Below are 13640 nucleotides of genomic sequence, written 5' to 3'. Positions count from 1 at the left end.
GTCCCCCCATGACAGTCGCCGCGACAGCGGAGACGGCCCAGGTCCAGCCCTACCGCTGGCGTTGGGTCGCACTGTTCGTGATCCTGGCCGCCGAGGTCATGGATCTGCTCGACGCGCTCGTGACCACGATCGCCGCCCCCACGATCCAGAAGGACCTGGGCGGCAGCGACAGCATCGTGCAGTGGCTCGGCGCCGGGTACACGCTGGCCATGGCCGTCGGCCTGATCACCGGTGGCCGGCTCGGCGACCTGTTCGGCAGGAAGCGCATGTTCGTGATCGGCGCCCTCGGCTTCACCGCCGCCTCGCTGCTGTGCGGCATCGCGACGGGGCCGGAGATGCTGATCGGCAGCCGGGTGCTGCAGGGCCTGTTCGGGGCCGTGATGCTGCCGCAGGGCCTGGGGCTGATCAAGGAGATGTTCCCGCCGCAGGACCTCGGCAAGGCGTTCGGCATGTTCGGCCCCGTGATGACCATCTCGTCCGTGGGCGGCCCCGTGCTGGCCGGCTGGCTGGTCGACGCCGACTTCTTCGGTACGGGCTGGCGCATGATCTTCCTGATCAACCTGCCCCTCGGCCTGGCCGCCGCGCTGGCCGGGATGCGTTTCCTGCCCGAATACCGCCTCTCGAACGCCACCAGGCTCGACCTCGTCGGCGTCGTGCTCGTGTCGGTGGCCTCGTTCCTGCTGATCTACCCGCTCATCCAGGGCCGCGAGCTGGACTGGCCCGCGTGGACGTTCGTGTCGATGGCCGCCTCGATCGTGATGTTCGCCGTCTTCGGCCGCTACGAGTCGCGGCGCGCCTCCTCCGGCAAGGACCCGCTGATCACGCCCGGCCTCTTCCGCAAGCGGGCCTTCACCGGCGGGCTGGTGGCGGGCCTGGCGTTCTTCACCGGCATGATGGGCTTCGGCCTGGTCTTCAGCCTCTACACGCAGATCGGCCTCGGCTACACGCCGCTCCAGGCCGGCCTCGCCTCGCTGCCGCAGGCCATCGGCGGCGTGGTCGGTTTCGGGCTCGCCATGTCGGGGCTGCAGGAGAAGCTGGGCCGCGGCCTGCTGCAGATCGGCACAGCCGTCATGGCGGCGGGCGCGGCGGCGCTCGCCCTCACCATCCACCTGGCGGGCGTCGACGTCAGCGTCTGGCAGCTTGCCCCAGGGCTCGGCCTCGTCGGCATCGGGATGGGGCTGACCATGGCGCCGTTCTTCGACATCGTGCTCGCCGGGGTCGAGCCGCACGAATCCGGCTCGGCCTCCGGCACGCTCACCGCCACCCAGCAGCTCGGCGGCGCGCTCGGGGCGGCCGTGCTCGGCACGCTCTTCTTCCACCTGCTCGAGAGCCGGTGGAGCTTCGGGTCGTCGATGCAGGTCACGGTGTGGGTGGAGGTGGGGTTGCTGGCGCTGACGTTCGCGCTGTCGTACCTGCTCCCGCGCAAGGCCATGCCGGACACGTCACACGCCTGACCAGGCGGCCCCTCCCCTTGGCCGTGCGGCCCGCCCTCTGGCCGTGCGGCCCGGCCCGTCGCCCGGACCGCCGGCCCCTTAAAGAAACCTCGATCCCGTCAGCCGGACGTCTCGCCCCGGTTGGCGGGCCGCTGACCTGCAGATGCGCTGACCTCGGGCACGCGCTGCCGAGCCCGTCGACGGCACCGCTCACCTCGTCGATCGTGCAGCTGGCCTTGTCGAGAGGCTGCTGAGGAGCAGGGCCACCCGTCCGATGGGGCGAGCCTTGACCAGGTGGACGGCCAGGCGAGACGGTCCGCAGCATCGCGCGGGGGCTCACCTCGCGAGGTGGCGTTCGGCCCACTGGGTGATGTCGCGCCGTTCGATCGCCGCCGCCATCAGCTCGGGAAAGGCGTCCGGCGTACACGCGAAGGCAGGCACGCCCATCGCCGCCAGCGCGGCCGCGTTCTCGTGGTCGTAGAAGGGCGCGCCCTCGTCCGACAACGCGAGCAGCACGATCACCTGGACCCCCGCCTGCGTCATCGCGGCCACCCGGCGCAGCATCTCCTCCCTGACGCCACCCTCGTACAGGTCGCTGATCAGCACGAAGACGGAGTCGGCGGGCCGCGTGACGAGGCCCTGGCAGTAGGCGATGGCCCGGTTGATGTCGGTCCCGCCGCCCAGCTGGGTGCCGAACAGCAGCTCCACCGGGTCGTGCAGCTGGTCGGTGAGGTCCACCACCGCCGTGTCGAACACCACCAGCGACGTCTTCAGCGACCGCATCGACGCCAGCACCGCCCCGAACACGCTCGAATAGACCACCGAGGCTGCCATCGAGCCGCTCTGGTCGACGCAGAGCACGACCTCGCGCTGCACCGAGCGCTGCCTGCGGGCGTAGCCGACGAGCCGCGAGGGGACGACCGTGTTCCTCTCCGGCAGGTAGTTCTTGAGGTTGGCCCTGATCGTGCGGTCCCAGTCGATGTCGGCCACCCGCTTGGGGCGGTGGGTCCTGGCCGAGCGGTCGAGCGCGCCGCTCACGGCGGCCCTGGTCTTCTGGGCGAGCCTGCGTTCGAGCTCGTCGACCACCCTGCGCACGACCGCCCTGGCCGACTCGCGGGCCTGGTCGGGCATGACGCGGTTGAGCGCGAGCAGGGTGCCGACGAGGTGCACGTCCGGCTCGACGGCCTCCAGCATCTCGGGCTCCAGGAGCAGCCGGGTGAGGTTCAGCTTCTCGATGGCGTCCTTCTGCATGACCTGGACGACCGTGGAGGGGAAGTACGTGCGGATGTCGCCCAGCCAGCGGGCCACCCGGGGCGCGGACGCGCCGAGCCCGCCCTCGCGGCCGCCGCCGTGGTCGTAGACGGCGGACAGGGCGGCGTCCATGCGCGCGTCGGCGCCCTCCAGCGAGCACCCGGTGCCGTCGGCGTCCCCGCCGCCCAGCACCATCCGCCACCTGCGCAGCCGCTCGTCCTCGTCGTTCATCGTCCCGCCTTTCCGAGGATCGTGAGCACGGTCTCCACGGCCGCCGCCGCGCGCCGCTCGTCCACGTCGCGTTCCTGCTCCCCGGCCCGCTCCCCCGCGCGTTCGCCGTGGCCGGCCGTGCGGACGCGTTCCCCGACGGCCCGGCGTTCCGGCGCGGCGAATCCCCCGAACGTACGGCGCAGCAGCGGCAGCACGTCGGTGAACTGCTCGCCGGGCAGCCCGGTGAGCCACCCGTCCACCAGGCCCAGCAGCCGGGGGTCGTGCACCAGCAGCAGCCCGCCGCCCGCCAGGAAGCCCTCGATCCAGGCCGCCGCGCGAGCCGGCGCCTGCCCCCTGGACGTGGCCCTGGCCAGGCGGTCGGCGGCGTCGTCGAGCTCCCCGCAGTCCAGCAGGATCCTGGTGAGCCGCCCCTCGATGAGGCCGTGCAGGTCGTGCCGGTCGCTGACGCCGAGCAGCGTGGCCAGCCACCGGGCGCGGGGCGAGGCGTCGTCGTCGCTCAGGAGCGCCACGGCGGCGTGCACCGCGTCGACGTGCTGGAGCAGGCCGGCCGCCGCCTCGTCGTCCAGCCCGGCCACCGCGACCGGCAGGCCGACGCAGATCCGGTCGAGCATCGAGCGCACGATCACCGCCAGCCCCTCGGCCGAGGTGCCGCGGACGTCGCCGTACCGGTGGGCGCGCACCATCGCGGGCAGCGCCGCCATCAGCCGGGTCACGTCGGTGTCGAGAGCCGCCCTGGCCGACAGCGCGGCCAGCACCTCGGGCAGCGCATCCGGCAGGTCGGCCAGCAGGCACCGTTCGACCAGGGACGTCAGGTCCGCCAGGGACGCGCCGCCCGAGCCCGCCAGGTCGGCGGCCCGGCGTGCCGCGGCCCCCGCCACGGTGGTGCCCAGGGCCGCCCGCTCGATGAGCGCCAGGTCGTGCTCGGGCCGCCACCGCAGCGTCCACGTCTCCCTGAACGTCCCCTTCCCGCGCGACTCGCCCAGGCCGCCCCATGCGACGCCGAGCAGCCCGAGCCGGTGCAGCAGGTGGCTGCGGCCTAGATCGAGCGGTTTGCGCAGGTCGAGGTCGATCTCACGGTCGAGCGCCTCGGGCTTGAGCTTGAGCCGCCGCTGCTGCTCGCGCAGGTCGCGCTGGAGCGGCACCATCGGCGTGCCGTCGGTGACGTGGCCCAGCCGGTCGCCGACGACCATGCGCCGCTGGATCAGCTCGACCGCGAGGTCGTCGCCCTCGCACAGCACCGCCCTGGCCGCCTCGGTGACCTCGCCGAGCCCGGCCAGGGGCCTGCCGCGCAGGGCGGCCAGGCCGTGCGCGAGCCGTACGGACTCGATGACGTGCGCGGACGACACGGCCAGCCCTTCGTCGCGCAGCACGGCGGCGGCGCCGGCCAGCCACCGCTCCACGGGCCGGTCGGGCGCGCCGAACAGGTGGTCGTACCAGCCGGGCGAGCTGATCCCCGCGCCGTAGCCGCTCCAGGAGGCCAGCCGCCCGTACGTCCACGGCACCCACGTCAGCTCGGCTTTCACCTTGGGCAGTCCGCGCAGGACCGCGTTGTCCCGCGCGGCGGGCGGGAGGCCGCCCGTCAGCGCCGGCACGTGCCAGGCCCCGCAGATCACCGCGATCCGGCCGTGCCCCTGCTTGACGGCCGCGCGGAGGGTCTTCCGCAGGTACGCCTCGCGCCTGGCCTCCCTGCCGTCGGGCTCGTGCCCCTCGCGCACGGCGGCCATGGCCTCGGCGATCACCTCGAACGGCGTGTCGCCCCGGTGCTCGACGACGTCCTCCCACCAGCGTTCGGGATCGTCGTATCCGGCCGCCGCGGCGAGGTTCGCGATGGGGTCGGTACGCAGGCCGTCGTCGTGCTGCTCCTCGTCTGGCTCCGCCAGGCTGTGGGCGGCGGGCAGGTCGCAGAAGCGGACCGGGATGCCGGCGGCCGTGCCGTACAGGATGGCCTGCCACTCGGGCGAGAACGCGGCGAACGGCCAGAACGCGGCCCGCGCCGGGGCCCCGGGCACGTGGGCCAGCAGCGCGACGGGCGGCTCGAGTTCGGGGGCGAGCGCGACCAGCGCGTCAGCCTCGGGCGGGCCCTCGACGAGGATGGCGTCGGGGCGCAGGCGCTCGAGCTCCCGCCGTACGGCGCGTGCCGAGCCCGGCCCGTGATGCCGTACGCCCAGGACGGAGACGGACGTTTCCCCCAGGACCAGCTCGTTCACCCCAGCACCACCGCCCGCGCCACCCTTCCGCGCACCCCACCACCGCAGGGGACGCTCGCCGGCCCCTCCTCCACCAGGGTGGGAGGGCCACCATCCGGCAGGACGCCCGCCATCGCCCCTGTGTCCGGGCCGCCGGGTGGCGGGGTGGTCCGCGCGACCTCGCCGGCCGGGGCGGCGCAGGGCGGGATCACGAGACCTCGCGGCAGGCGCGGTAGAAGTCGCGCCAGTCAGGGCGCTCGCGCACCACCGTCTCCAGGTATTCGCGCCACACCACCCGGTCCGACACCGGCTCCTGCACCACCGCCCCCACGATGCCGGCGGCCACGTCGGAGGGGCGCAGCACGCCGTCGCCGAAGTGGGCCGCGAGGGCGATGCCGCTGGTGAGCACCGAGATGGCCTCGGCCGTGGACAGGGTGCCGCTGGGCGACTTGACCTTGGTGCGGCCGTCCTCGGTGACGCCCGTGCGCAGCTCGCGGAACACCGTCACCACCCGCCGGATCTCCGACAATCCCGTGCTGGTCTCGGGCAGCTCCAGGGCGCGCCCGAGCTGGGCGACGCGGCGCGAGACGATGTCGACCTCCTCCTCGGCCGTGGCGGGAACCGGCAGCACGACCGTGTTGAAGCGGCGGCGCAGCGCGCTGGACAGCTCGTTGACGCCCCGGTCGCGGTCGTTGGCCGTGGCGATGACGTTGAAGCCGCGCTCGGCCTGGACCTCCCGGTTGAGCTCGGGGATCGGCAGCGTCTTCTCCGACAGCACGGTGATGAGGGCGTCCTGGACGTCGGACGGCATGCGGGTCAGCTCCTCGACCCGGGCGACGCGGCCCTCGGCCATGGCGCGCATCACGGGCGACGGGGTGAGCGCCTCGATCGAGGGGCCCTCGGCCAGCAGCCTGGCGTAGTTCCAGCCGTACCGGACGGCCTCCTCGGCGGTGCCGGCGGTGCCCTGGACGAGCAGCGTGGAGTCGCCGCTGATGGCGGCGGCCAGGTGCTCCGACAGCCAGGTCTTGGCCGTGCCGGGCACGCCGAGCAGCAGCAGCGCGCGGTCGGTGGCCAGCGTGGCGACGGCGACCTCGACGATGCGGCGCGCGCCCACGTATTTGGGGGTGACGCGGTCGCCGTCGCCCAGGATGTACGTGGTCACGGCCCACGGCGACAGCTTCCAGCCGGGCGGCCTCGGCCGGTCGTCGTCCTTGGCCAGGAGGGCCAGCTCCTCGGCGTACTGATCTTCCGCGTGCGGGCGCAGAACGGTCATGAGCCCTCCTTCGCCGGTCTCGTGCTCTTTGCCATGGGTTGTTCAAAGCTCCTTGTACATGTCGGCGCGGAACCGCAGCAGGGCCGCCACCTGCTGGACGGACTCCGCGGGTGAATAGCTCAGGACCAGCGGGAACAGGGCCGGGTCGATGCGCTCGCCGGCCAGCTTGACCAGCTCGCCGAGGTTCCACGGCTGCGTGGCGGCCACCCTCACGATCTTGTGGAGCACGGCCGTGGCCAGGCCCTCGCGCCAGTGGGACGACACCCCGCCCAGCACCATGATCAGCTGGCTGTCCACATCATGCTTTTTCACGAAATCAGCAGCGAGCTCCTGCTGCTCGTCAGGCGGCAGGGACTCCAGCAGGTCCGCGATCGGATCCCACCCGAACATCGCCCGCGCCCACTCCGGGTCCTTCTGGAGCACGGCGGCGCGCACCCAGGCGGCCTTCACCTCGGCGTCCCAGTCGGGGATCCTCATCTCCAGCAGCCGCGCGGGCGGCAGGCCCCAGGTCGCCAGCGGGGCGCGGGCGAGCACCTGCTGCAACCACCAGGCCCGCTCGCCGATGCCTCTGGGCGGTTTGGGGCGGATGCCGTCGCGTTCCATCGCCTTGTCGCACGTCTTGGGGGCCTCGACCGTGATGACGTTTCCCGCCACGGCCACGCAGGCGCGCGCCCGTTCGGCCATGCGCTGGGACATGCGCGACCCGGGCAGGCGGGTCAGGAGGTTGGCGGCCGCCTGGCGCACCTCCCTGCGGCGGTCGTCGAGCGCGCTCTCCAGGAACGGCTCGTCGTCCATGCTCAGCCCGTCGGCCAGCAGCTCCACGAACTCCGCCCGGTCGTCGGGCGTCTCCCGCTCCCACGTGCTCTCCAGCAGCCGCCTGGCCTCCGCCGGATCGGCGGTCCTGAGGGCACGCAGGTGCGCCCGCCGGTCGGCGGCGCCGCCCAGCTCCCACGTCTCGCCGGTCGGCTCCTCGAGGAGGTAGCCCCAGGCCGGGTTGAGCCCGGCCAGCCACCGGCCCCGCTGCCCGGCCAGCACCCCCAGATGCACCCGGATCGACCGGTCGCGCCGGCCGCGCTCCAGCAGCTCGGGCAGCACGTACGCGGGCACCCGCCGGCCGGTGCCCGCCGCCGCGGCCAGCCACTCGGGCAGCAACCGCTCGTGCTCGCCGCCCATGATCCGCGCCAGCCGTCCGGCCGCCCGCCTGCCCACGGCCACCCGCTCCTCGTGCGGCGCCGGCTCCTGGAGCCGCGCCTCCCCCGGCTTGCCTCCGGCCCGGTGCCGCGCCACCTCGACGGCCGCCGCTTCCAGCAGACTTCCTCGGTACGGCCGGCGATCGGTGCCCACGAGCGCCGTCGATGCCAGCTCCTCCCACCCGGTCAAAGGATCACCGCCCTGTCGTCGTCGTCCCAGGTGGTCAGGGGTCGCAGGCCGCGCGGCGTCCACTCGGCGGCGACGGTGAGCGGCCGGCCGCCGGAGACGGCGATCAGCCGCCAGGGGTCACGGGCGGCCGGGTGCAGCGGGAGGCCGCCGATCGAGCTCCGCCCGGGTACCACGCCGGCCAGGACCAGCGGCCACGACTCGGTCCACGGGTCCTCCGCCAGCGCCCCGGCCACCTCGTCGAGCGCCTCCTCCGGCGGCACCCCTGGTGGGGCTCCCCCGGTGGGGGCGTCCTGGGAGGGGTCGCGGCGGACGGCGACCAGTGCCCTCAAGGGGGCGGCGCCCGGGTAGTAGGCGAGGTCGGCGTCGATCACCGTCCCCGTGACGAGGGAGGCGTCGAGCGACTGGCCCGGCGGCGCGAACGACAGAACCAGCGCCGCCCGTCCGGTGTGGCGCCCTCGCAGCCACACCCGCCGGGCGGTCAGCTGGTCCTGCACGTCATCCCGCCTCCCCAGCACGTCCCACTGGTCGCGCACCACGGGCCCGGCCAGCACCTCTTCCCGCGTCACGGGGAATCCGACCCGGATCAGCACGGTGTCGGCCAGCGGGGCCGGCAGGTCCGAGCGCCGCCGGTAGGCGGCGGCCAGCAGGTGGAGCAGCGCGTACTCCTCCAGCAGCCGCCCCGGCCAGTCGTCGTCGGCCCGGACCCGGGCCAGCCTGGACACGACGCCCGCCACGCCCGGCGCCTGGGCGTCGATGAGCCGCTTGGCCAACCCCTCCCATTCGTGCTCGGCCGCCTGCGCCAGCCCTTGCCGGAGCTGGTCGGCCAGCCACCGCTCCAGCTCGCCCAGCCCGGCGGCGACCCGCGCGTGCCGCGCGGGGGTCCCCTCCACCCGCGACGCTTCCCTGGACGGCCCCGCCCCGCCCGCGCCGATGGGCTCGGGTGCCGACCCGCCCAACCCGCCATCGCTCGCACCGGCGATCCCCGGCGTCGCCTCACCGGATCCACCGCTACCCTCGTCGGAGGCGGCCAGCGGGAGCTCGCGACAGGCCCCGTGGCCCGTGGCGGCGGTCTCGGGTGCTGGGCCGGCGGAGTCGGCGGTGCGCGCGTCGGTGGCGCCCCGCCCGGAGACGTCTGCGGCTGCGGGCTCGGGTGACGTGGCGGCGGGCTGGTCGGCGATCGTGTCCGGGGCGTTCCTGGCGCGGATGGCCTCGATCTTGGCCGCCGCCTTGGCGGCGCGTTCGGCGCGGGCCTCGGCCCACTCCGTCGCCCACTGCGGCGCCGCCCGCTCCTCCGGCACCTCGCCGGCGGACCACAGGAGCAGCAGCCCCAGCGCGTGCTTGCACGGGAACTTCCTGCTCGGGCAGCTGCACCGGTAGGCGGGCTCGGTCAGGTCGACGCAGGCGAGATAGGGTCGCGCCCCGCTGCCCTTGCACTCGCCGTACAAGAGCGTGCCCGTCGTGCCGCGCACCGGCCACTTCCCGGCCGCCGACACCCCCTGCGCCGCCTTCTGGGACGACGCGTCGGGGGCGAGGGCGAGCACCTGGTCACGGCTCCACCGTTCGATCACCTGCCGCAGACTAGCCACCCTGACCGACAATTCGGGGCCGTCTCCACGAGGTGCCGACTGTGTCCGTTTTTATGGTTATTTATCGCCGTAAAATGGGGCGGGTGGAGTTGCGGATCTACCCCCACGGCCCTTCCGTCGAGGTGCCCGACGAGGCGGCGGCCCTGGCGAGCCCGCTGGACGGCCAGCTCGTCCTGGACGGCGACCGCTTCCTGCGCAGGGACGTCACCGGCGCCCCCGTCGCGTTCGTCGAGCGCCCGCCCGTCGCAGCGGCCCTCGACCTGCTGCCCCACCCTGAGGGCGGCTGGTTCAGGGAGACGTGGAGGTCCCCCGTGACGTTCGAGCCGGACGGGTACGCGGGACCGCGGGCGAGCGCGACCGGCATCTACTTCCTCCTGCAGCCGGGCGAGGAGTCGGTGCCGCACGTGGTCAGGTCGGACGAGGTCTGGCTGTGGCACCGCGGCGGCCCGCTGAGCCTGACGGTCGGCGACGAGACGATCACGCTGGGGCCGCTGGTGGAGCAGGGGCAGGTGCCGCAGGCGGTGGTGCCCGGCGGCGTGTGGCAGTCGGCCCGCCCCGCCTCCGACGAGCCGGTGCTGGTGAGCTGCGTCGTCTCGCCGGGTTTCGACTTCGCCGACTTCACCGCCTGACCCATGGCCGCCACCGCCTGACGAGCGCGTGAAACGGCTCGGGTAACGTCGGGCTGGATCACGCCGCTCGATCAAGGAGAGACGCATGGTCCACAAAGCCGTCATCCCCGTCGCCGGCCTCGGCACGCGGCTGCTGCCGCTGACCAGGGCGCTGCCCAAGGAGATGCTGCCCATCGGCGACAAGCCGGTCATCGAGCACACCATCCGCGAGCTCGTGGACTCCGGCATCGACGAGATCACCATCGTCACCTCGCCGCGCAAGGACCTCATCCAGCGCCACTTCGCCCCCGACGCCGACCTCGAGCTCCAGTTGCGCGCCGCCGGCAAGGACGACCTGGCCGACGCGGTGGCCGAGCTGTCGTCGCTGGCCCACATCACGTACCTCTACCAGAACGGCCCGTACGGCAACGGCACGCCCGTGCTCAACGCCGCCCGCGTCATCGGCGACGAGCCGTTCATGGTGCTGTGGGCCGACGACGTGTTCGTGGCGGAGGTGCCGAGGGCCAAGCAGCTCAAGGCCGCGTACGAGGCCACCGGCGCCCCCGTGCTGGCCCTGATGCCGATGGCGGTCGAGGACGCGTCTCGCTACGGCGTGCCGGTCGTCAAGGAGGACCTCGGCGGCGGGCGCCTGCTGATCTCCGGGCTGGTGGAGAAGCCGTCCCCCGAGCAGGCGCCCTCGCGGTACGCCGCCATCGGCGGCTACGTCGTCACTCCCGGCGTCGTCGAGGAGCTGCAGGAGCAGACGCGCAGGTGGCACGAGAACCCGAAGGGCGAGATCTACCTCACGGACGCCCTGCACCGGCACGCCGCCGGGCACCCGGTGTACGGGCAGGTCATCGACGGCACCTGGTGGGACACCGGCTCGCCGCTCAACTACCTCAAGGCCCAGTTCGCCGCCGCGCTGGCGCATCCGGTGTTCGGGCCGGAGCTGCGGGAACTCGCCCGGGAGAGCGGCTGACGCCTTGGGTTTTTTCCGGCGAGATGATTGTCTGTCCGGAGGAACTATGAGGAGGACGCCGGTGAGCCGTCAAATCGTTTCCGTCGTGGGTGGCAAGGAGGCGGGGGCCGCCGCCACGTACGCGTCGACCAACCCCTCGCGCACCGGCGAGGTCGTGGCCCAGGTCGGTCTGGCCGACGCCGGCACCTTCGCGGCCGCCTGCCGCACCGCCAAGGAGGCGCAGCGCGAGTGGGCCAAGGTGCCCGCCCCGGTGCGCGGGCGGGTGATCGCCTCCATCGGGCGGCTGGTCGAGGCCAACGCCGAGCGGCTGGCGCACCTGGTGACCGAGGAGATCGGCAAGCCGTACGCCGAGGCCCTGGGCGAGGTGCGGGAGATCGTCGACACGTGCGACTTCTTCCTGGGTGAGGGCCGCCGGCTGTACGGGCAGACGGTCCCGTCCGAGATGCCGGACAAGAACCTGTTCACGTTCCGCAACCCGATCGGCGTGGCCGCGGTCGTCACCGCCGGCAACTTCCCGGTCGCCGTCCCTTCGTGGTACCTCGTCCCGGCCCTGCTCTGCGGCAACGCCGTCGTCTGGAAGCCCGCCGAGTACGCCGCCGCGTCCGCGCACGCCATGTTCCAGCTCTTCGTGGCCGCCGGGCTGCCCGACGGCGTGCTCAACATCGTGTTCGCCGACGGCGCGCAGACGTTCGAGGGGCTGGAGCGGGCGCTCGGCGAGGGCAGCGTGCAGAAGGTCGGGTTCACCGGCTCCAGCGAGGTGGGCAGGAGCATCGGCGAGCTCGCCGGGCGGCACCTGCAGTCGGCCTGCCTGGAGCTGGGCGGCAAGAACCCGATGGTGATCATGCCGGACGCCGACCTCGACCTGGCCGTGGAGGGCGCGCTGTTCTCGGGCTTCGGCACGGCGGGGCAGCGCTGCACGAGCCTCGGCACGGTGATCGTCCACGAGAGCGTGCACGACGAGTTCGTGGAGCGGTTCGCGCGGGCGGTGCGCGAGTCGCGGATCGGCCACCCCGAGGAGGACGTCCTGGCGGGGCCGCTGCTCGACCAGAAGTTCGCCGACCGGTACGAGGAGTACCTGACCTGGATCCAGCCCCACCACCAGGTCCTGCCGGGGAAGACCGGGAAGATCACGAAGGAGGCCCCGCACCGCGACTTCGACGGAGAGCAGGGGCTCTACTACCACCCGGTCATCGTCGACGGCGTGCGCCCCGACGATCGGCTCTTCCTGGAGGAGACGTTCGGCCCGATCGTCGGCGTCACCACGTTCACCACCCTCGACGAGGCGATCGAGCTGGCCAACCTGCCCGGTTACGGCCTGTCCAGCTCCATCTACACCACCGACCCGCAGCACGCCTTCCGCTTCCGCGAGGGCATCTCGGCGGGCATGGTCAGCGTCAACAACTCCACCTCGGGCGCCGAGGCCCACCTGCCGTTCGGCGGCAACGGCAAGTCGGGCAACGGCAGCCGCCAGTCGGGCATGTGGGTGCTCGACCAGTTCACCCGCTGGCAGGCGATGAACTGGGATCATTCGGGCCGCCTGCAGAAAGCCCAGATGGATGTCGCGGAAATCGAGCCCGATCTGGCCTTCCGGCTGCCATAATGAGTCTCGTCTCGATGCAAGAACGGGCCCCTCGGTAACGAGGGGCCCGTTCGTTTCTCCGCTCGGGCGGTCAGACCTGGCCGGCCTTCTCCAGGGCCGAGCAGCAGGTGTTCACCAGCAGGCGGGTGACGACGTACGGGTCGATGTTGGCGTTGGGGCGGCGGTCCTCGATGTAGCCCTTCTTGTCCGTCTCGACCTGCCACGGGATGCGCACGGACGCGCCGCGGTCGGAGACGCCGTAGGTGTACTTGTTCCACGGGGCGGTCTCGTGGTGGCCGGTCAGGCGCAGCTCGATGTCGGCGCCGTACTGGGAGACGTGCTCCATCGGCTTGTCGCCCTCGCCGAGCGCCTCGCAGGCGGTGATGATGGCGTCGTAGCCCTCGCGCATGGCGCGGGTGGAGAAGTTGGTGTGCGCGCCGGCGCCGTTCCAGTCGCCGCGGGCGGGCTTGGCGTCGAGCGTGGCCTCCACGCCGAACTCCTCGGCCGTCCGGTAGAGCAGGTAGCGGGCGACCCACAGGTGGTCGGCGACCTCGATCGGACCGGCCGGGCCGACCTGGAACTCCCACTGGCCGGGCATGACCTCGGCGTTGATGCCGGAGATCTTCAGGCCGGCGGCGAGGCAGCGGTCGAGGTGGAGCTCGACGATGTCGCGGCCGAACACGGCCTCGGCGCCCACGCCGCAGTAGTAGTGGCCCTGCGGCGCGGGGAAGCCGCCCTCGGGGAAGCCCAGCGGGCGGCTGCCCTTGAAGAACGTGTACTCCTGCTCGATGCCGAACCACGAGTCCTGCTCGGCGTACCTCTCGGCGATCGGGCGGAGCTGCGCGCGGGTGTTGCTGACGTGCGGGTCGCCGTTGATCTCCTCGACCTCGGCGAGGACGAGGATGTGGTCGCCGCCGCGGATGGGGTCGGGGCAGCTGAACACGGGGCGGAGCACCCGGTCCGACGCGTGGCCCTCGGCCTGGTTGGTGCTGGATCCGTCGAAGCCCCAGACCGGAGGCTCGGCGCCGTCGGCGAGGATCTTCGTCTTCGAGCGCATCAGAGCGGTGGGCTCGGTGCCGTCGATCCAGATGTACTCAGCCTTGTAGCTCACGGCGGTCCTTTTCCTCAGGGTGT

11 protein-coding genes are annotated in these 13640 nt (G+C 73.1%); 4 read left to right on the top strand and 7 right to left on the bottom strand.

Going from position 1 to position 13640, the window contains the following annotated elements; genetic code table 11:
* Window positions 1-8: 8 nt before the first annotated feature.
* Window positions 9-1454: an MFS transporter gene (locus FH608_RS27340; RefSeq protein WP_139633446.1), complete on the top strand. Its 1446-nt coding sequence runs from the start codon at window positions 9-11 to the stop codon at window positions 1452-1454.
* Window positions 1455-1769: 315 nt separating this feature from the next.
* Here the strand turns inward: FH608_RS27340 and FH608_RS27335 are convergent, their stop codons facing one another.
* The 6 genes from FH608_RS27335 to FH608_RS52980 are packed head-to-tail and all read right to left on the bottom strand — an operon-like array spanning window position 1770 to window position 9322.
* A complete protein-coding gene (locus FH608_RS27335) occupies window positions 1770-2915 on the bottom strand; it encodes a VWA domain-containing protein (protein WP_139633445.1) in 1146 nt (381 codons plus the stop codon).
* On the bottom strand, window positions 2912-5122 hold the full coding sequence (locus tag FH608_RS27330; RefSeq protein ID WP_226899953.1) for a DUF5682 family protein: 2211 nt from the start codon (window positions 5120-5122) through the stop codon (window positions 2912-2914). Before FH608_RS27330 ends, FH608_RS27335 begins: the two co-directional genes overlap by 4 nt.
* A complete protein-coding gene (locus tag FH608_RS27325) occupies window positions 5119-5313 on the bottom strand; it encodes a hypothetical protein (RefSeq protein WP_139633444.1) in 195 nt (64 codons plus the stop codon). Before FH608_RS27325 ends, FH608_RS27330 begins: the two co-directional genes overlap by 4 nt.
* Window positions 5310-6374: an ATP-binding protein gene (locus FH608_RS27320; RefSeq protein ID WP_139633443.1), complete on the bottom strand. Its 1065-nt coding sequence runs from the start codon at window positions 6372-6374 to the stop codon at window positions 5310-5312. Before FH608_RS27320 ends, FH608_RS27325 begins: the two co-directional genes overlap by 4 nt.
* Window positions 6375-6416: 42 nt before the next feature.
* Window positions 6417-7754 carry a DUF5691 domain-containing protein gene (locus tag FH608_RS27315; protein WP_226899952.1) on the bottom strand — a complete coding sequence of 446 codons (1338 nt, stop codon included), beginning with the start codon at window positions 7752-7754 and terminating at the stop codon, window positions 6417-6419.
* Window positions 7751-9322, bottom strand: a complete 1572-nt coding sequence (locus FH608_RS52980) for an SWIM zinc finger family protein (RefSeq protein WP_226899951.1) — start codon at window positions 9320-9322, stop codon at window positions 7751-7753. The genes FH608_RS27315 and FH608_RS52980 overlap by 4 nt, the downstream gene beginning before the upstream one ends.
* 101 nt (window positions 9323-9423) lie before the next feature.
* On the opposite strand from FH608_RS52980, the gene FH608_RS27300 reads away from it, so the two are divergent.
* From FH608_RS27300 to FH608_RS27290, 3 genes are all read left to right on the top strand, one after another.
* Complete coding sequence (locus FH608_RS27300) at window positions 9424-9969, top strand: cupin domain-containing protein (RefSeq protein WP_226899950.1); 546 nt, start codon at window positions 9424-9426, stop codon at window positions 9967-9969.
* 85 nt (window positions 9970-10054) lie between these two features.
* Window positions 10055-10927, top strand: coding sequence for a UTP--glucose-1-phosphate uridylyltransferase (locus FH608_RS27295; protein WP_139633441.1), 873 nt, complete (start codon window positions 10055-10057; stop codon window positions 10925-10927).
* Between the two features lie 61 nt (window positions 10928-10988).
* A complete protein-coding gene (locus tag FH608_RS27290) occupies window positions 10989-12527 on the top strand; it encodes an aldehyde dehydrogenase family protein (protein ID WP_139633440.1) in 1539 nt (512 codons plus the stop codon).
* Window positions 12528-12597: 70 nt separating this feature from the next.
* Here the strand turns inward: FH608_RS27290 and glnII are convergent, their stop codons facing one another.
* A complete protein-coding gene (gene glnII / locus FH608_RS27285; RefSeq protein ID WP_139633439.1) occupies window positions 12598-13617 on the bottom strand; it encodes a glutamine synthetase in 1020 nt (339 codons plus the stop codon).
* Window positions 13618-13640 lie beyond the last annotated feature (23 nt).

This window comes from Nonomuraea phyllanthi, from assembly GCF_006334985.2.
In the GTDB taxonomy this organism is placed as follows: domain Bacteria; phylum Actinomycetota; class Actinomycetes; order Streptosporangiales; family Streptosporangiaceae; genus Nonomuraea; species Nonomuraea phyllanthi.
The sequence above is the reverse complement of the archived record's forward strand: the minus strand, read 5'-3'. Positions and strand labels throughout refer to the sequence as shown.

What these genes read in the sequence shown, in the direction of transcription:
- FH608_RS27340 (WP_139633446.1), top strand. Translation starts at nt 9, where the DNA reads ATGACAGTCGCCGCGACAGCGGAGACGGCCCAGGTCCAGCCCTACCGC.
- FH608_RS27335 (WP_139633445.1), bottom strand. Translation starts at nt 2,915, where the DNA reads ATGAACGACGAGGACGAGCGGCTGCGCAGGTGGCGGATGGTGCTGGGC.
- FH608_RS27320 (WP_139633443.1), bottom strand. Translation starts at nt 6,374, where the DNA reads ATGACCGTTCTGCGCCCGCACGCGGAAGATCAGTACGCCGAGGAGCTG.
- FH608_RS27295 (WP_139633441.1), top strand. Translation starts at nt 10,055, where the DNA reads ATGGTCCACAAAGCCGTCATCCCCGTCGCCGGCCTCGGCACGCGGCTG.